The sequence below is a fragment of the Marinobacter arenosus genome (assembly GCF_019264345.1).
GTDB classification, from domain to species: Bacteria; Pseudomonadota; Gammaproteobacteria; order Pseudomonadales; family Oleiphilaceae; genus Marinobacter; species Marinobacter arenosus.
On the sequence record NZ_JAHVAO010000001.1, the window covers coordinates 2,456,916 to 2,474,592 of the forward strand.

The window sequence follows — 17,677 nt, forward strand, 5'->3', positions numbered from 1 at the left end:
GCTCAGCTGGTATCGGGGGTTTACCGATAATGTGTTTAATTTCGTAATTAAATCAAAGGCGAACGCTCCCCTCCAGTTCGTTGAGTCACCGATCACGAACCGGATCAGGGGCTGTTCGCAGGGTTTGGCTGCGGTTTAAAGGCCGTATTTGGTCTGAATGGCTTCGAACATGCCGGATTCCCGGATGCTCTGAAGGCCCGCATTCAGGCTGTCCACCACTTCGTCCGAGGTGTCCGGATTCAGCGCCAGGTACAGCTCGGTGTCGTTGAAGGAAAACACCGGCACCAGTCCCTCAACGTTCTGCTGGGAGGCCAGGTAGGGACCGCCGAGGCGATCGGCCAGCCAGAGATCGATCTGGCCCAGCTCCAGGCGCTTGGGGTTGAGGTCATCGCTGTCCAGGGCGGACACCTCGTAACCCCGTTTGATCAGGTATTCGGATTTGACGTCGTTGCGGTAGCCACCGAACACCTTGTTCCGGGCGTCGTCGAGGCTGTCCATCTGGAAATCCGAGCCGGCCGGGGCAAAGATGGTCCACAGGTTCTTGGTCAGCGGCCCCACCCACTTGAAGCGCGGCGCCCGCTCCTCGGTGTAGGTGGTGCAGAAGATGCCGTGGTTCGGCTTGTTCAGGGCCCGGTTGTAGCCGTAGTCCCAGTTCCGCAGCTTGATGCGGTACTCCAGATTGGTCTGTTTCAGGGCAGCGGTCACCAATTCGGTGCACAAACCGTCGATGTCTTCGACGCTGTGTTCGAACGCCCTTCCGGAGGTGCTCATGTTGTAGGGGGGGAAATTCTCGGTGTACAGGTACAGCCGTTCGGCTGCCTGTGCGGACGAGCCTGCCAGGACCAACCCGACCAGCGCAGAACCCAGAACTTTCTTAACCACGGCTTATCACTCCCAATTGGAAAATACACGGATATGCCTTGGTCAGGACGCAAGATTCACGCCCTGCCCCGTGCTTTCCCTCGGGAAAAACGTTTCATTTGGTAACCAGCCGGATCCTGCCCCGGCAACCGCGGCGCCCCCCGGTTATTTGCCGATACAGAAGCTGGAGAAGATCTTCCCGAGGAGCTCGTCCGGGCTCAGGTGCCCGGTGATTTCGCCGAGGGCATCCTGGGCGGCCCGCAGGTCCTCTGCCAACAGTTCACCGGCGCCATAACCTTCGAGCTGGCTTTGCCCCTGCAACAGCGATTCCCGGGCGCGCTCCAGGGCATCCAGATGCCGACGCCGCGCCAGGAAGCCGCCTTCGGTGGTACTGGCAAACCCCATGCACTGTTTCAGATGGTCCCGGAGCACCTCCAGGCCCAGGGACGACTTCGCCGCAAGCCGGATCACCGGCGCTGTCCGTCCATCGGCCTCGGTCAGGCCGACCGATTCCTCGGAAAGGTCCACCTTGTTGCGAATCACCGTAACCGGAGCGTTGGCAGGCAACTGGTCGATGAAGTCCGGCCAGATTTCATGGGGTTCGGTCTCGGCCGTGGTGGTGGCATCGACCATCAGCAGAATGCGGTCGGCCTGGCGGATTTCATCCCAGGCCCGGGCGATGCCGATCTGCTCCACCTCATCGGGACTGTCCCGCAGTCCGGCGGTGTCGATGATGTGCAGCGGCATGCCATCGATGTGGATATGTTCCCGGAGTACGTCCCGGGTCGTACCCTCGATGGCGGTGACAATGGCCGCCTCGCGCCCCGCCAGGGCATTGAGCAGGCTGGACTTGCCGGCGTTGGGGCGACCGGCGATCACCACCTTCATGCCGTCCCGAAGGATCGTGCCCTGCTGGGCTTCGGCGAGGATGGTGTCCAGTCGAGCCAGCAGTGCCTGAAGGTCACCGGCAACCTTGCCGTCGGCGAGGAAATCGATCTCCTCCTCGGGGAAATCGATGGCCGCCTCGACATAGATCCGCAGATGGGTAACGGCGTCCACCAGATCGTCTATGCGGCGGGAGAATACGCCCTGCATGGAACGGACCGCACAGCGGGCCGCCTGCTCCGAACTGCTCTCGATCAGATCCGCGATGGCCTCGGCCTGGGCCAGGTCGAGCTTGTCGTTCAGGAAGGCGCGTTCGGAGAACTCCCCCGGTCGGGCCAGGCGGGCACCGCGACTGCAGACTTCCCGCAGCAGCAGGTCCAGGATCACGGTACCGCCGTGGCCCTGAAGCTCGAACACGTCCTCGCCGGTGAACGAATGGGGGTTCGGGAAAAACAGGCCGATGCCCTCGTCGATCAGTCCGCCGTCCCTATCCAGGAACGGGCCGTAATGGGCGTAACGGGGTTTTGGCTCAAACCCGAGCATCTGCCGGGCGATGGACGCCGCCGCCGGGCCGGAGACCCGCACGATGCCAACACCGGCCTGGCCGGGAGCGGTGGCAATGGCGGCAATGGTGTCTGAAGTCTGGCTCATCAGGGTTCCTTGGGGCACAACCAACAGAGGCTCCACGAAGGAGCCTCTGTCTGGGTCAGTTCAGCCGCACCGGTCAGTGCTTCTTGGCTGCCGTCTCTGCTTCAATCTTGCGGGTAATGTACCACTGCTGACTGATCGACAGAATGTTGTTCACCAGCCAGTACAGTACCAGACCCGCCGGGAACCACAGGAAGAACACCGTGAAGATCAAGGGCATCATCTTCATGATCTTGGCCTGCATCGGATCCGGCGGCGTCGGGTTCAGGTGCATCTGCAGGAACATGCTGGCGCCCATCAGGATCGGCAGAATGAAGTACGGATCCATCTGGGACAGATCCTGAATCCAGAGCATGAACGGCGCGTGGCGCAACTGGACACTCTCGAACAGCACCCAGTACAGGGAGATGAACACCGGCATCTGCACCAGGATGGGCAGGCAGCCACCCAGCGGATTGATCTTCTCACGTTTGTACAGCGCCATCATCTCCTGGGACATGCGCTGGCGATCGTCGCCGTACAGCTCCTTGAGACGGGTGAGCTGGGGCGCAACGGCTCGCATCTTCGCCATGGACTTGTAGCTGGTGGCGGACAGGTGGAAGAACACTGCCTTGACCAGAACCGTCAGCAGGATGATGGCCACACCCCAGTTGCCCACCAGGCTATAGAACCACTCCATGATGACGAACAGTGGTAGAGAGATGAAAAACAACCATCCGAAATCGACGGTCCGGTCCAGGTTCGGCGCGACATTCTCCAGACGGTCGATGATCTTGGGACCGACGTAGGCTTGCGCTCCGACCTCGACTGTCTCACCCGGCGCGACCGTGGTGGCCGGGTAAACAAAGCCCATCACGTACAGTGGGCCACGACGCGTGGTCTGGAACTGGGCGGGCTGATCACGCTCGGGCACCCAGGCGGCCAGGAAATAGTGCTGGAGGAAGGCCAGCCAGCCGTTGGTCACCGACTGGTTGATCGGCGTTTCGGACAGGTCACTGAAATCGAACTTCTCGTAGGGATCTTCCGGTGAACTCATCACCATGCCAAGGAACGCCTTGATGCCCATGCTGGTCTGGGCGGTCGGATCCGGAGCCTGGTCGCGGACGATCTTGCCGGTGAAGTTGGCCTTCCAGGGCTCGCCGGATTCGTTGTTGATCAGGTAACGGACCCCGATTTCGTAGCTGTCCCGCTCAAACTGATAGCGCTTGGTGATCTTCACCCCGGAATCGGTGGTAAACGTGAGATCCACGGTCAGCTGGTCCTGGCCTTCATCCAGGGCATAGCTGTCAGCGGTGGTCTCATAAACCGGTGCGGTACCGTTGGCCCGGCTATCCGGTCCGTCCTGACCAATCAGTCCGCTTTCCATGACATAGGTGCGGGTTTCGGTGTTGGTCAACAGCTTCAGTGGTTCCCGGCTGTTCAGGGATTTGTCGTAGTTGGTCAGGGCGCTCCGGACCAGATTGCCACTGACGCGATCAATGGTGATATCCAATACATCGGTCTGGACGGTCACGAACTGGTCATCGACCTCCACGCTGGTGTCGGCGGAAGACACCATTTGCTGGTCTGATTCCGGCGTGGCGAACTCTTCACCGTCCTGACCAGATTGGCCCTGTTCCGGAAGCACCAGGTTGTCAGTGCCGGTGTTGGCCTGGGAGGTGCTGGTTTCCGCAACCTGTTCGGTGGCCGGCTGCTGGTGATAATCCTCATTCCAGGCAAGCACCATCAGATAACTGACAATAGCCAGGCCGGCAAATAATACGATGCGTTGAATATCCATAGAGTTACTGTCTGGTCTGGGTTGTGGTGTGAGAATGATCAGCCTGCCGGCCGTGTGCCATGTCGGTGGTGGTGGCCTCTGCCAGGCCGGGAACCGGATCATAACCGCCTTCGGCCCAGGGATGACACCTCATTAGTCGTCGAACAGCGAGGACAAGGCCTTTTCCCGCGCCATGATGACTGATGGCTTCGACAGCGTATTGCGAGCAGGTGGGGGTGTGGCGGCAATGACTCGCCATCATGGGACTGATTGCATACTGGTACAAGCGAATGGGCAAAAGCAGGAGTTTGCGCATTAACCCGTTCCTCTACCGGCAGGCCTTGATGAGTTCGCCCGTGATGGCTGGGATTGCTGATGTTTCCGCTTTAGTCGTTGCCAAAGCTCGTTCAGCGATGCCCGGATGGTGTGGTTGTCGAGACTGGCAAGTCCTTGGCGTCCCAGAACCACAATGTCCAGATTCGGATAATCGGTTTGATGCCTGAAGGTCTCCCTGACCTGACGTTTTATCCGGTTTCTCTGAACCGCAAGCTTCAGGTTTTTCTTGGAAAAAATCAAACCGATCCTGGCGTGACCGAGATCGTTCGGTGTGGCCAGGATCAGAAAATTCCGGTGCGGAACTTTCAGCTGTACGTCATCGAAGACTTTGCCGTAATCAGCTGGGCGCAGTAGCCGGTGCGATTTCGGGAAACTCAAAGCCTTCATGAGGCGAGCTGGTTACGCGGACAGACGTGCGCGACCCTTGGCACGACGACGCGACAGAACCTTGCGACCGTTGGCAGTGGCCATACGGGCACGGAAACCGTGAACGCGCTTACGCTTCAGGACGCTTGGTTGAAACGTTCTTTTCATGGTGATGATCTCACAATTCGTAAGTTGGGAATTCCTAACTGGCTGGAAAATGTACAGCCAAAACAGGAGCGGCATTCTATGCAAATGCCGGAGGAAATTCAATGGTTATTGCTAGGGGCTTGTGCGGATTCGTGGATCGATTTTTGGAGGCGAGGTCGGTAATTAAATCTATAGGTCTTTTTAGAATTCTCTTTAAAGATTAATTATTACTGTTATTACGCAGCCTGTTTTCTGTGGATAAGCGATAAAAGCCTATTTTAGCCAGGATGTTACGGTATTGATAAGGGTTGTGACAAATGCCGATGAGCCCTGTGGATGGATGCCACACGAAATGTGAATAAGTCCACCTGGTCCGCCAGGGGGAAGTTATCCACCGATCCGTCCGGTGGTTTCACACAGGGTTGACGGTGGGGTGTACACACAGGGGTGTGGGTAAGTTACGGAGCAAAAAAATTCTGTACACAACCCTGTAGGTAAGTTCGTAACAGGCTGATAAAATTGTTTTTTAATTTCCACAGGCTGTTTATGAAACCGGTTTTACCCTTTCACTGGGTGGGCCGTCGGGTTAGAATCCGAAGTCATCTCTTTGGATTGGACGTCTCGTCATTCTGATCTGAGACATTTCTGGGTTATCGGGAGCAGGCTGTCGTGCCGAACAGTATGTGGCATCAATGTCTTGAAGTACTCCGGGATGAGTTTCCCGCACAACAGTTCAACACCTGGCTCAGGCCCCTTCAGTCCGATCACCGCGAAGGGCAGTTGATGCTGTTCGCCCCGAACCGGTTCGTGATGGATTGGGTCAACGAGAAATACCTCCGGCGTATAGAAGAAGTGTTAAAGGACCTGAATGGCGGACAGGCGCCCCGGGTCAACATGAAGGTTGGTTCCGCCCCTCGCGAAAGCGAGCCGGTTACCCGTTCGGAAGTGCCGGTCAAGGTTAATGGAGCGGTTCAGGAGGAGAGCGGCAGCCGGGTCACGGAGGAAGAAAAAGGTGTCGCGGTCAGTGTTGGCAACAATACGGCGGTGCGTCCCAAGTCCCAGAACGAGCGTCGGCCGGTGCAGGTCGAGGGTGATATAAAGCACCAGAGCTTCCTGAACGAAGGCTTTACCTTCGAAACCTTTGTCGAAGGTAAATCAAACCAACTGGCCCGGGCGGCCTCCATGCAGGTCGCGGAGAACCCGGGGGGCGCCTACAATCCGCTGTTCCTCTACGGTGGGGTTGGCCTGGGTAAAACCCACCTGATGCACGCGATCGGAAACGAGATCGTGCGCCGGAATCCCAAGGCCAAGGTGGCCTACCTGCGCTCGGAGCGGTTCGTGGCGGACATGGTCAAGGCCCTGCAGCTGAACGCGATTAACGAGTTCAAGCGGTACTACCGGTCGGTGGATGCGTTGTTGATTGACGATATCCAGTTCTTCGCCCGGAAGGAGCGGTCGCAGGAAGAGTTCTTCCACACCTTTAATGCGTTGCTCGAGGGTGGCCAGCAGGTGATCGTTACCTGCGACCGGTTTCCGAAAGAGATCGTGGACATGGAAGAGCGGTTGAAGTCCCGGTTTGGCTGGGGCCTGACGGTGATGGTGGAACCACCGGAGCTGGAGACCCGGGTTGCCATCCTGATGAAAAAAGCCGACCAGGCGAACGTCAAACTGAGCAGTGAGGCGGCGTTCTTTATTGCCCAGAAGATTCGTTCCAATGTGCGTGAGTTAGAGGGAGCGCTGCGTCTGGTGATAGCGAATGCTCACTTCACGGGGTCGGAGATTACCCCGCCGTTCATTCGGGAAAGCCTGAAAGATCTGCTGGCGCTGCATGAAAAGCAGGTCAGCATCGATAATATCCAGCGAACGGTGGCGGAGTACTACAAGATCAAGGTGGCCGATCTGTTGTCCAAACGCCGGACCCGGACGGTGACGCGGCCCCGGCAGGTGGCGATGGCCCTGTCCAAGGAGCTGACCAATCACAGTCTGCCGGAGATCGGGGATGCCTTTGGTGGCCGGGACCACACCACCGTGTTGCACGCGTGCAAGAAAATCGTGGAGCTACAGGAGACCGATCCCGGTATCCGCGAAGATTATCAGAACTTTATGAGATTGCTGACCACCTGATACCGGGCGTTGGCGCATAACATTCACCCTTCCAACCTAAAAGAAAGCTGAGTGCCATGAAACTGACGATCAGCCGTGAATCCCTGCTCACCCCGCTGCAAAGCATTGCTGGCGTGGTGGAAAAGAAACAAACCATGCCCGTGCTGTCCAACGTGTTGCTGGTGGCCGAGGACAACACCCTGACCCTGACCGGGACCAATATGGAGGTTGAACTGGTGGGCCGGGTGACGCCGGTGCACGTGGATCAGCCAGGGCAGATTACCGTCCCGGCGCGCAAACTGGCGGATATCTGTCGGGCGCTGGGTGAGGAAGCGCCGATCGAATTGGCGCTGGAAGGTGACCGGTTGCACCTGCGGTGTGGCAAGAGCCACTTTACCTTGTCAACGCTGCCGGCTGAGCATTTCCCCAACGTGGAAGATGAAGCGGAGAGTTTCCGACTCGAGCTGCCGCAGAAGGAATTGGGTCGGATGTTGGACGCGACCGCGTTTGCCATGGCCCAGCAGGACGTCCGTTACTATCTGAACGGGTTGTTGCTGGAAGTCGATCAGGGCCATGTGCGCACGGTGGCGACGGACGGTCATCGCCTGGCGATGGCCGGGCTCGAGTTGCAAACCGGCTGTCCCGAAGCCCGTCAGGTGATTGTTCCCCGCAAGGGTGTTCTTGAACTGGCAAGGTTGCTGGATGATGTGGATACTCCGGTGACCCTGGTGATTGGTGACAACCACCTGCGGGCAACGGTGGGCGCGTACACCTTTACCTCCAAACTGATCGAGGGCAAGTTCCCGGACTACAACCGGGTCATCCCCCGGGGCGGTGACAAGATCGTGATGGCGGACCGGGCCACGCTGAAGAACACCCTGCAGCGGGCGGGCATTCTGTCCCATGAAAACATTCGGGGTGTGCGATTGAACCTGGCGCCGAACGAGCTTCAGGTGTTCGCCAACAACCCGGATCAGGAACAGGCCGAAGACGCGCTGCCGGTGGACTATCAGGGCGAATCCCTTCAGATCGGGTTTAATGTAGGCTACCTGGTGGATGTCATGAACGCACTGGATGACGACCAGGTGAAGATCACCCTGTCCAATCCCAACAGCAGTGCCTTGATCGAATCCCAGACTGATAACCGCTGCCTCTATGTGGTTATGCCAATGAGGCTATAGGAGGAATAACATGGGCACCGTGGCGAACGGAATCAAAGGCGCATTCAGGATTGGACAGACGCTGTCCGTGCTGGGGCGCACAGGTGTCAATTGGGTCCGGGGGGACAGACCCCCGACCCCACGGTTGCTTCGCCAGACGTTCGAATCGCTGGGCGCAACCTACATCAAACTGGGTCAGTTCATCGCCAGTTCACCGACCTTTTTCCCGAAAGAGTACGTTGAGGAGTTCCAGTACTGCCTGGATAAAACTCCCAACCTGCCCTTCGGTGTGATCAAGAAAATCATTCGGGACGAGCTCGGCCGTCCGCTGGATCAGGTGTATTCGGACATTGACCCCGTGGCCCTGGCTTCCGCTTCCATCGCCCAGGTTCATGCGGCGCGTCTGGTCACCGGCGAGGATGTGGTGATCAAGGTGCAGAAGCCGGGTGTGGAAAACATTCTGCTGACGGACCTGAACTTCCTCTATCTGTCCGCGCGTATTCTGGAAACACTGGCACCGAAACTGTCCTGGACGTCACTGTCCGGTATCGTGGAAGAGATCCAGCGCACCATGATGGAGGAGTGCGACTTCATCAAGGAAGCGAACAACCTGAAGGTGTTCCGCAACTTCCTGCACGATTCCCATAACGAAGAGGCGACGGTACCGCTGGTGTACGAACACTGCAGTACCCGTCGGATTCTGACGATGGAACGTTTCCACGGTGTGCCGTTGACGGATCTGGAAAGCATACGGGGGTATGCCCGTGATCCGGAGCGGACCCTGATCACCGCGATGAACACCTGGTTTGCGAGTCTGACCCAGTGCGAGTTCTTCCACGCGGATGTCCACGCCGGCAATCTGATGGTGCTGAAGGATGGTCGGGTCGGATTCATTGATTTCGGCATTGTTGGTCGGATCAAACCGGATACCTGGCAGGCGGTGAGCGACTTTATCTCGTCCGTGATGGTGGGGAACTTCGAAGGGATGGCGGATGCCATGATTCGAATCGGTGTCACTCATCAGACGGTTCGGGTGGACGAACTGGCGGGTGACCTTCGCCGCTTGTATCAGCAAATGGACAAGATGGTACCGGACCAGGTGCCCTACGAGGCGGACCAGGCCGAAGACGATGTGAATCATATTCTGATGGATATGGTGAAAATCGGCGAAAGCCACGGTCTGCACTTCCCCCGGGAATTTGCGCTCCTGCTCAAGCAGTTCCTGTACTTCGACCGCTACGTGCACATTCTCGCGCCGGAAATGGACGTGTTCATGGATGAGCGGCTGAACATGCTGCACTGAGACGGCATGCCTCGCCTTCCCGGGCGGGCTTTTGTACACTAGGGCAGCGTTGCACCTGCGGTGACGCTGCCTTTTTTGTGGTCGCCTGCAAGGCTCCCCACCACTCTCTCGAGTTCCCGTTTCTATGGCGCTAGTGAAACTCCAGACCCAGCACTTCCGTAATCTGTCGTCTGCGCCGGTAAGCTTCTCCCCTTCGTTCAATCTCCTTTACGGTGAAAATGGCAGCGGTAAAACCAGCGTTCTGGAAGCCATTGGCTATCTGGGTCTGGGCCGGTCGTTTCGGGTCAGCCGTCACCAGGCGGTGGTCAGTCACGGCGAACAGCAGTTTACGGTTTTTGGCGGTCTGGACCGCGGACTGGATGGCGGACCGGGCAATGCCACCGAGGGTATTGCCCATCGCGTGGGCATCGCCCGTGATGTCATGCAAAAGGAAACCACCCTGCGGGTTGATGGCGAAGGTGTTCGGAGCCTGTCGTCGCTGGCCATGCATCTACCGGTGTCGGTCATTGATCCCGGTGTCTTTGATATTGTGGCGGGTGGTCCGGGTAAGCGTCGGCAGTTTCTGGATTGGGCAGTGTTCCACGTGGAACCTTCCTTCGCTGGGGTGTGGCAGCAATGCCAGAGAGTGACATCGCAGCGGAATCAAACGCTGAGAAATGGTAGACTAGACGAAGCACTGCTGCGGGTCTGGGATACCCAGTATGCAGCTCTGAGCGAGCGGATCAGCGACGCTCGACAAACCGCCTTTACCCGCTTCAAGACAGCGTTCGAAGCGCTGGTTCAGGAGGTGGATGTTGGGTGGACTCAGGGGCTGAAACTGGAGTTCTATCCCGGCTGGGATACCAGCCAGTCGCTGGTTGATATTCTGGCCAGTCACCGGGAGCAGGAACGGCGGATGGGGCACACGTTGTATGGGCCCAATCGCGCTGACATCCGGTTAAAATTTCAAGGCCGGCCGGTAGCGGAGACGTTCTCCAGGGGCCAGCAGAAAACCCTCGTTATCCTGATGAAAATTGCCCAGGGCATGGTGTTGAGTGAGCTGGGTAAGCAGGTGACGTTTTTGCTCGACGATATTAATGCCGAGCTGGATGTGGGCCATCGGGCCATGCTGGCTCGGAAATTACAGGCGTTGCGATGCCAGGTGTTTATCACGTCCATCGAGCACCCCGAACCCGGGGTGTTGTGGCCGGCTGGCGATGCGCCCGAATACAGAATGTTCCACGTGGAACATGGCAAATTGACGGAAGAATAGAACCGGCCAAGCGGGACCTGTGATCGAGAGCACCACGGCCAGGCCCAGCCAAACCGGCACACCCTTCAGGAGTCTCTAATGAGCGAATCGAACTACAATTCCTCCAGTATCAAGGTCTTGAAAGGACTGGATGCGGTACGGAAGCGGCCGGGCATGTACATCGGGGATACCGATGATGGCACGGGTCTGCACCACATGGTGTTTGAGTTGGTGGACAACTCCATTGATGAAGCTCTGGCTGGCTACTGCTCCGAAATCGGTGTCATCATCCACCCGGACGAGTCCATCACCGTAAAGGATAATGGCCGGGGCATTCCCGTCGACATCCATGAGGAGGAAGGCGTTTCCGCCGCCGAAGTCATTATGACCGTCCTACACGCCGGCGGTAAGTTCGATGACAACTCCTACAAGGTCTCCGGTGGTCTGCACGGCGTTGGGGTGTCGGTGGTTAACGCCCTCTCCTCTACCCTCACGCTGACCATTCGTCGGGACAACAAGGTCTACGAGCAGAGCTACACCCACGGGGTGCCGAACGCGCCCCTGGCCGCGGTCGGTGAAACCGATGCTTCCGGTACCAAGGTGCACTTTATTCCGTCACCGGAAACCTTCACTCACATCGAATTCCATTACGACATCCTCGCCAAGCGCCTGCGGGAACTCGCGTTCCTGAACAGTGGCGTGCGGATTCGACTGACCGACGAGCGCAGCGGCAAGGAGGAGGTGTTCGAGTACGAAGGCGGTCTGCGTGCTTTTGTTGAGCATCTGAACACCAACAAGACCCCGATTAACCGGGTGTTTCATTTCAACCGCGAGCGGGAAGACGGCATCGTCGTTGAAGTCTCCATGCAGTGGAACGATGCCTTCCAGGAAAACATCTTCTGCTTTACCAACAACATCCCGCAGCGGGATGGTGGTACGCACCTGGCCGGATTCCGCGCCGCGCTGACCCGTTCCCTGAACAATTACATCGAACACGAAGGCCTCGGCAAGAAAGCCAAGGTCAGTACCTCCGGCGACGACGCCCGGGAAGGCCTGACCGCGATCATCAGCGTCAAGGTGCCGGATCCCAAGTTCTCCTCCCAGACCAAGGACAAGCTGGTGTCCTCGGAGGTGAAGACCGCCGTCGAACAGGAGCTCTACCAGAGCTTCGCCGACTACCTGCAGGAGCAGCCCAACGAAGCCAAGCTGATCGTCAACAAGATGATCGAGGCGGCCCGGGCGCGCGAGGCCGCGCGTAAGGCCAGGGACATGACCCGCCGGAAAGGCGCTCTGGATATTGCCGGTCTGCCGGGCAAACTGGCGGACTGTCAGGAAAAGGACCCGGCCCTCTCCGAACTGTTCATTGTGGAGGGTGACTCGGCCGGCGGTAGTGCCAAGCAGGGCCGTGATCGCAAGACCCAGGCCATCCTGCCGCTGAAGGGTAAGATCCTGAACGTCGAGAAGGCGAGATTCGACAAGATGCTGTCGTCTGTGGAAGTGGGGACCCTGATCACCGCCCTCGGTTGCGGGATCGGCCGGGAGGAATTCAACCCGGACAAGCTGCGTTACCATTCCATCATCATCATGACGGACGCGGACGTTGACGGTTCCCATATCCGGACCCTGCTGCTGACGTTCCTGTTCCGCCAGATGCGGGAAATCATCGAGCGTGGCCACGTCTTCATCGCGATGCCGCCCCTGTACAAGGTCAAGCGCGGCAAGCAGGAGCAGTACCTGAAAGACGAGAAAGCCAAGGAAGCCTACCTGACCCAGACCGCTCTGGAAGGCGCCCAGCTGTTCGTCAATCCGGATGCGCCCGCCCTCAAGGATTCCGCCCTGGAAACCATGGTCAAGGATTACCAGGCGGTGATGGCGATGATTGATCGCCTGTCGCGGGCCTATCCGGCCAAGGTTCTGGAGCAGATGCTCGATAACGTCACCCTCAAGTCCGAGCACTTGAAGGACGAGGCCGCGGTAGCCCGCTGGGTAGCGCGCTTGGGCGAGGGTCTGACCCTGGATACCCGTACCGGCACCAAGTACACCTTCTCGGTGACCAAGGACCCGGAGCGGGATCTGTTCCTGCCCAAGGTCACCATCTATGTCCACGGTATTCCCCATGAGCACGTGTTCAATCACGAGTTCTTCGAATCGTCCTCCTACGCCGCCATCGCCCGCATGGGCGAAACCCTGGAGGGCCTGATCGAAGACGGCGCCTTCATCCAGCGCGGCGAGCGCAAGCAGGCGGTGCTGTCCTTTGAGGGCGCCCTGGCGTGGCTGATGAAGGAAGCGCAGCGTGGTTTGAACATCCAGCGCTACAAGGGGTTGGGCGAGATGAACCCGGAACAGCTGTGGGAGACCACCATGGATCCGGAAACCCGCCGCATGATGAAGGTGACCATCGAGGACGCCTTCGCCGCCGACCAGATCTTCACCACGCTGATGGGTGATGACGTCGAACCACGTCGGGACTTCATCCAGACCAACGCACTGGAAGTGACCAACCTGGACGTGTAACTCTCGGCTGAACCGGCCAGAAAAAAAGCGGCGCAGGATGTCATCCTCGCCGCTTTTTTTTCATCGCCCCTTCGTGTCCTGAAAGGGCAGTCTGGAAGCCATCAGCCCCCGGTTTGCTTGCCCGAGTTCCGCTTCTGCTTTTCTTTTTCCGCCAGATGAGGCGCCATCACCTCCTCCAGGGTATAGCCGGTCAACCGTCGGATGGTGCGCCAGAGGTAGTAGAAGATCAGCATCATCATGATCATCGACGGAATCGCGATCATCGGGTAACTCACCAGTGTCATCCGGCCAAGTTCCTCGTTGAACGCCTCGGTGCCGGACGGGCTGGTCACAATCCAGCGGGCAATCACATAGTTCATGATCGAGGAGAACAGGAAGGTACCGGCAAAAAAGTAGCTGGCCTTGAGCAGGCGCGCCTCGAACTCGTCAACCCTACCCTTTTCCTCCAGTGACTCGTGGATCTTGTGCACGTCCAGCACGTTGGGGTTGTAGAGCAGGGTTCGTACCAGCGGGTATTTGGTGCGCGTGGATACCAGTACGGCCAGGCCGATGACCGCCGGCACTGCCGCCTCCTTGACGGCCAGCCAGCCGGCGTCGAGTTCCAGCAACCCAATGCCACCGGTCAGGCCCACGCTGATCAAACCCAGGACCGCAATGAAGTTTTTCTTGCGATAGCGGATCAATTCGAACAGGCCCCAGCCGAGCGGAAACGCCAGACCGATGATCAACGCGTTGACGCTGCCCAGATGCTCGTCACCGCTGAATTTCATCAGGATGACCGAAGGAATGATGATACTGACCAGTAAGTCCACCCAGGGCCTGGGCTTGTGATCGGGTCTGTTCGGGGAACTCGGAGACGTCATGGTTTAGCCTGGTTGGTGGAACAACAGCAGGCTGACAAGCACTGCCGGAAGACTTCTCGGCAGTATACGACGAATCAGAGTCCGGACGTAACCGCCCTCAAAAGGAACCCGAGGTACTTGTCGAGGACCCGGCGTTACCCGTTTCCAGCCGATTGTTCGCGCCCGACTGCCAGACCACCTGCGCCGAGGGATCCGTGTCGCTGCCACCGGCACCCGGGACACAAAAAAGCCGGGCGTACTGCCCGGCTTTCCTCGATTCTCGTATTGGCTAGTGCCGATCAGGCACCCACCTCCTTGAGACTCTCCTCGACAATCGCCAGTCCCTCTTCCAGCACCTCATCTTCAATCGTCACTGGCATCAGGAAGCGCAGGGTATTGCCATACATGCCGCAGCTCAGCAGGATCAGGCCTTTCTCTTTGGCCTTCTTGGCGACCGCTGCCGCCAGTTCCGGCTTGGGTACCCGCGTGTCCTTGCTTTCCACCAGCTCAAAGGCGGCCATCGGGCCGAGGTTCCGGGCGTTGTCCACATGCGCGAACTGTTCCTGCCACTGACTGAAGCGCTGCTTCAGCTTGTCACCCAGACGCTGAGCCTTGCCCAGGATGTCCTCTTCCTTGAACACCTCAAACACGGCCAGCGCCGCGGCGCAGGCCGTTGGGCTGCCGGTGTAGGTGCCACCCAGGGAGTTGGGGCCGGACGCATCCATATGCTTGTCGGTACCAACGATGGCCGAGATCGGCATGCCGTCCGCCATGCTCTTGGCCATGGTCATCATGTCCGGCTCGACGCCACTGTGTTCGATGGCAAACATCTTCCCGGTCCGGCCGAACCCGCTCTGGACCTCGTCCACGATCATGAGGATCCCGTTCTCGTCGCAGATCTTGCGGATTTCCTTCAGGAAGCTGGTGGGTGCCGCGTAGAAACCGCCCTCGCCCAGAACCGGCTCGATGACAATGGCGGCGGTGTCCTTGGCCGGCGAATCCGCTTTCATGGCCATCTTCAGGCCACGAAGCGCTTCGTCTTCGCTGACCCCGTGGTACGGAACCGGATAGGGCGCACGGTAGACCGTGCCCGGCATCGGGCCAAAGTCGGTCTGATAGGGAGCGGCCTTGCCGTTCATGGCCATGGTGTAGAAGGTCCGGCCATGGTAACCGCCGTCAAAACAGATCACGTTGGTCCGACCGGTGGCGGCGCGGGCGATCTTGATCGCGTTTTCCAGGGCCTCGGCACCGGAGTTGGCGAGCATCACCTTGGCGTGCCCCCGAACCGGAACCACACCACTGAGTTTCTCGGCCAGCTTGACGTAGCCCTCATAGGGCATGACCGTCTGGCAGGTGTGCATCAGCTTGTCCAGCTGCGCCTTCACTGCCTCCACGACCTTCGGATGCCGATGGCCGATGTTGAGTACACCGATACCGCCGGCGAAGTCGATCATCCGCTTGCCATCCGCATCCCAGAGTTCTGCGTTGGTTGCGTGATCGGCAAACTGTTCATTGGGACTTGCCGCGCCCGCTGCAACATAGCGTTCTTTGAGTGCCTGCAATTCTTTATTGCTCACTTTGCCTTCTCCCTGAGTTCAGGTTCGAATCGTTCATTAACCAGTGTAAGGAGTACGGGCAGGAACCACAAACCGACCAACGTGGACATCGCTCACGCCGATGTCGCCTCGTCGCGGAATTGAAGTTGAGCCAGACGTCGATACAGCGCATTGTTCCGCATCAGCTCCTCGTGACTCCCGACCGCCTGCAATCGACCCTGGTCCAGAACCGCAATCCGGTCGGCATCCCTGACCGTGGCCAGGCGATGGGCAATCACCAGCGTGGTCCGGCCGGCGGTCAACGCCGGCATGGCCCGCTGGATCAGGTGTTCGCTTTCCGCATCCAGGGCGCTGGTTGCCTCATCCAATAGCAGTATAGGCGCGTTGGCCAGGAGCGCACGGGCAATCGCGAGCCGCTGCTTCTGCCCCCCTGAGAGCCCCAGGCCGGCGTCCCCCAACCGGGTGTCGTAGCCCTGCGGCAGCGCCTCGATGAACTCGTGGGCGTGGGCGACCCGGGCTGCCTCCCGTACGTCGTCGACACTGGCATCGGGGCGGGCGTAGCGGATATTGTCCGCCACCGTGCCATGGAACAGCGCCGGATTCTGGGGCACCAGCGCGAAGCAATTTCGCAGTTCCGACAACGACAGCGAACTGGCATCCACACCGTCAATCAGGATGCGTCCCTGGTCGGGTTGGTAGAAGTGCAGCAACAGGTCGAACAGGGTGGATTTGCCGGCGCCGGAGGGGCCCACCAACGCCAGGGTTTCCCCGGCTTCGACGGCCAACGAGAAATCCACCAGGGCCGGCAGGGCCTGACGCCCGGGATAATGGAAGGTCAGTTCCTCGATCGCGATGGCGCCGTTCACCCGGTCGGGCAGTCTACCGCCGCCTGTTGCTCGGCCAGCGAAGGCGGGCTCGGTTCTGAGCAGTTCGAACAGGCGCGCGGCGGAGCCGGCGGCTCGCTGGAGTTCGCCGATCACCTCGCTGATGGCCCCGGCGGCAACCCCGACCAGCAGGCTGTAGAACACGAATGCGGCCAGCTCGCCCGGCGAAATCCGCCCGTGGATCACGTCCAGGCCCCCGATCCAGAGCACGACACCGACGGCACCCATCACCAGAGAGATCGCCAGGGTGGTCAGCCAGGCCCGCTGACGGATGCGTTCCCGGGCAATGGCAAAGGCCTTCTCCGACACCTCGGCGAAAAACCGCCGGTCGTGGGGCTGATGGTTGAAGGCCTGGACGGTCTTTATCTGGGTCAGGTTCTCACCCACATAGCTGCCCACATCGGCCACCCGGTCCTGACTCAGGCGCGCCAGCTGTCGCACCCGCCGGCCAAAAAACAGGATTGGGGCAATCACCAGGGGAAAACCCAGCAGGATAATGCTGGCCAGCTTGGCGTTGGTGACGAACAGCAGGATCAGGCCGCCCACAAGCATGAGGGCATTACGAAGAGCAATGGAGACGGTGGAGCCGATCACCGACTGCAGCACGGTGGTGTCGGCGGTGAACCGGGACTGGATTTCCAGCGCCCGGTTCTGTTCGAAAAATCCGGGATGTAGATCGATCAGATGGTTGAACACCTTCTTGCGGATGTCCGCCACCACCCGCTCCCCGATCCAGGACACCAGGTAGAAGCGGGCGAAGGAGCCGAAGGCGAGCCCGAGCACGAGCACAAAGAACAGGCCGATGGCCCGGGCCAGCATGGCCGGCGATTCCGTTGCCAGCCCCTGATCGACCAGGATGCGCAGGCCCTGCCCCAGCCCCAGGGTGATACCAGCGGTGACCACCAGGGCCACCAGGGCTCCGGCCACGGCCTTGCGATACGGGCCGATGAATTCGATGACCAGCTTCAGGGCCTGGCGATGACGGGTGTGGATGATCTGCCTCCTGGGTTCAACGTACATTCCGCGGACATGAACCGGCCCGGGATTGCGGTACACTCTGTTGCCGACGTTCATCATACGGC

The 17,677-nt window shown here is 59.2% G+C and carries 14 protein-coding genes; 5 read left to right on the plus strand and 9 right to left on the minus strand.

Translation table 11 applies throughout. The features are described 5' to 3' along the window. Nucleotides 1-135: 135 nt before the first annotated feature. The 6 genes from KXD86_RS11295 to rpmH form a co-directional block, all read right to left on the minus strand. Complete coding sequence (locus tag KXD86_RS11295; protein WP_312846281.1) at nucleotides 136-882, minus strand: substrate-binding periplasmic protein; 747 nt, start codon at nucleotides 880-882, stop codon at nucleotides 136-138. A 144-nt stretch (nucleotides 883-1,026) separates the two neighbouring features. Further along, the gene (gene mnmE / locus KXD86_RS11300; RefSeq protein ID WP_218636120.1) at nucleotides 1,027-2,397 is read right to left on the minus strand and encodes a tRNA uridine-5-carboxymethylaminomethyl(34) synthesis GTPase MnmE; all 1,371 of its coding nucleotides are present in this window, start codon (nucleotides 2,395-2,397) and stop codon (nucleotides 1,027-1,029) included. A gap of 73 nt (nucleotides 2,398-2,470) precedes the next feature. Next, nucleotides 2,471-4,174 (minus strand): membrane protein insertase YidC, encoded by a 1,704-nt coding sequence (gene yidC, locus KXD86_RS11305; protein ID WP_218636121.1) that lies wholly within the window; start codon nucleotides 4,172-4,174, stop codon nucleotides 2,471-2,473. Nucleotides 4,175-4,178: 4 nt separating this feature from the next. Continuing rightward, on the minus strand, nucleotides 4,179-4,469 hold the full coding sequence (gene yidD, locus KXD86_RS11310; RefSeq protein ID WP_218636122.1) for a membrane protein insertion efficiency factor YidD: 291 nt from the start codon (nucleotides 4,467-4,469) through the stop codon (nucleotides 4,179-4,181). Beyond that, the gene (rnpA, locus tag KXD86_RS11315; RefSeq protein WP_218636123.1) at nucleotides 4,469-4,876 is read right to left on the minus strand and encodes a ribonuclease P protein component; all 408 of its coding nucleotides are present in this window, start codon (nucleotides 4,874-4,876) and stop codon (nucleotides 4,469-4,471) included. Before rnpA ends, yidD begins: the two co-directional genes overlap by 1 nt. Nucleotides 4,877-4,888: 12 nt before the next feature. Beyond that, a complete protein-coding gene (gene rpmH, locus KXD86_RS11320; protein ID WP_008940054.1) occupies nucleotides 4,889-5,023 on the minus strand; it encodes a 50S ribosomal protein L34 in 135 nt (44 codons plus the stop codon). A gap of 648 nt (nucleotides 5,024-5,671) precedes the next feature. On the opposite strand from rpmH, the gene dnaA reads away from it, so the two are divergent. From dnaA to gyrB, 5 genes are all read left to right on the plus strand, one after another. Then, nucleotides 5,672-7,126 (plus strand): chromosomal replication initiator protein DnaA, encoded by a 1,455-nt coding sequence (dnaA, locus tag KXD86_RS11325; RefSeq protein WP_218636124.1) that lies wholly within the window; start codon nucleotides 5,672-5,674, stop codon nucleotides 7,124-7,126. A gap of 56 nt (nucleotides 7,127-7,182) precedes the next feature. Beyond that, on the plus strand, nucleotides 7,183-8,286 hold the full coding sequence (gene dnaN / locus KXD86_RS11330) for a DNA polymerase III subunit beta (RefSeq protein ID WP_218636125.1): 1,104 nt from the start codon (nucleotides 7,183-7,185) through the stop codon (nucleotides 8,284-8,286). A gap of 10 nt (nucleotides 8,287-8,296) precedes the next feature. Further along, nucleotides 8,297-9,568 (plus strand): ABC1 kinase family protein, encoded by a 1,272-nt coding sequence (locus KXD86_RS11335; protein WP_218636126.1) that lies wholly within the window; start codon nucleotides 8,297-8,299, stop codon nucleotides 9,566-9,568. Nucleotides 9,569-9,692: 124 nt separating this feature from the next. Beyond that, complete coding sequence (gene recF, locus KXD86_RS11340; RefSeq protein ID WP_218636127.1) at nucleotides 9,693-10,820, plus strand: DNA replication/repair protein RecF; 1,128 nt, start codon at nucleotides 9,693-9,695, stop codon at nucleotides 10,818-10,820. A 78-nt stretch (nucleotides 10,821-10,898) separates the two neighbouring features. Next, on the plus strand, nucleotides 10,899-13,313 hold the full coding sequence (gene gyrB / locus KXD86_RS11345) for a DNA topoisomerase (ATP-hydrolyzing) subunit B (protein WP_218636128.1): 2,415 nt from the start codon (nucleotides 10,899-10,901) through the stop codon (nucleotides 13,311-13,313). Between the two features lie 101 nt (nucleotides 13,314-13,414). On the opposite strand, the gene KXD86_RS11350 is transcribed toward gyrB, so the two are convergent. The 3 genes from KXD86_RS11350 to KXD86_RS11360 form a co-directional block, all read right to left on the minus strand. Then, a complete protein-coding gene (locus KXD86_RS11350) occupies nucleotides 13,415-14,176 on the minus strand; it encodes a VC0807 family protein (protein WP_218636129.1) in 762 nt (253 codons plus the stop codon). 278 nt (nucleotides 14,177-14,454) lie between these two features. Then, a complete protein-coding gene (gene gabT / locus KXD86_RS11355) occupies nucleotides 14,455-15,732 on the minus strand; it encodes a 4-aminobutyrate--2-oxoglutarate transaminase (protein WP_218636130.1) in 1,278 nt (425 codons plus the stop codon). A gap of 92 nt (nucleotides 15,733-15,824) precedes the next feature. Beyond that, complete coding sequence (locus KXD86_RS11360; protein ID WP_218636807.1) at nucleotides 15,825-17,615, minus strand: ABC transporter transmembrane domain-containing protein; 1,791 nt, start codon at nucleotides 17,613-17,615, stop codon at nucleotides 15,825-15,827. Between the last annotated feature and the right edge of the window lie 62 nt (nucleotides 17,616-17,677).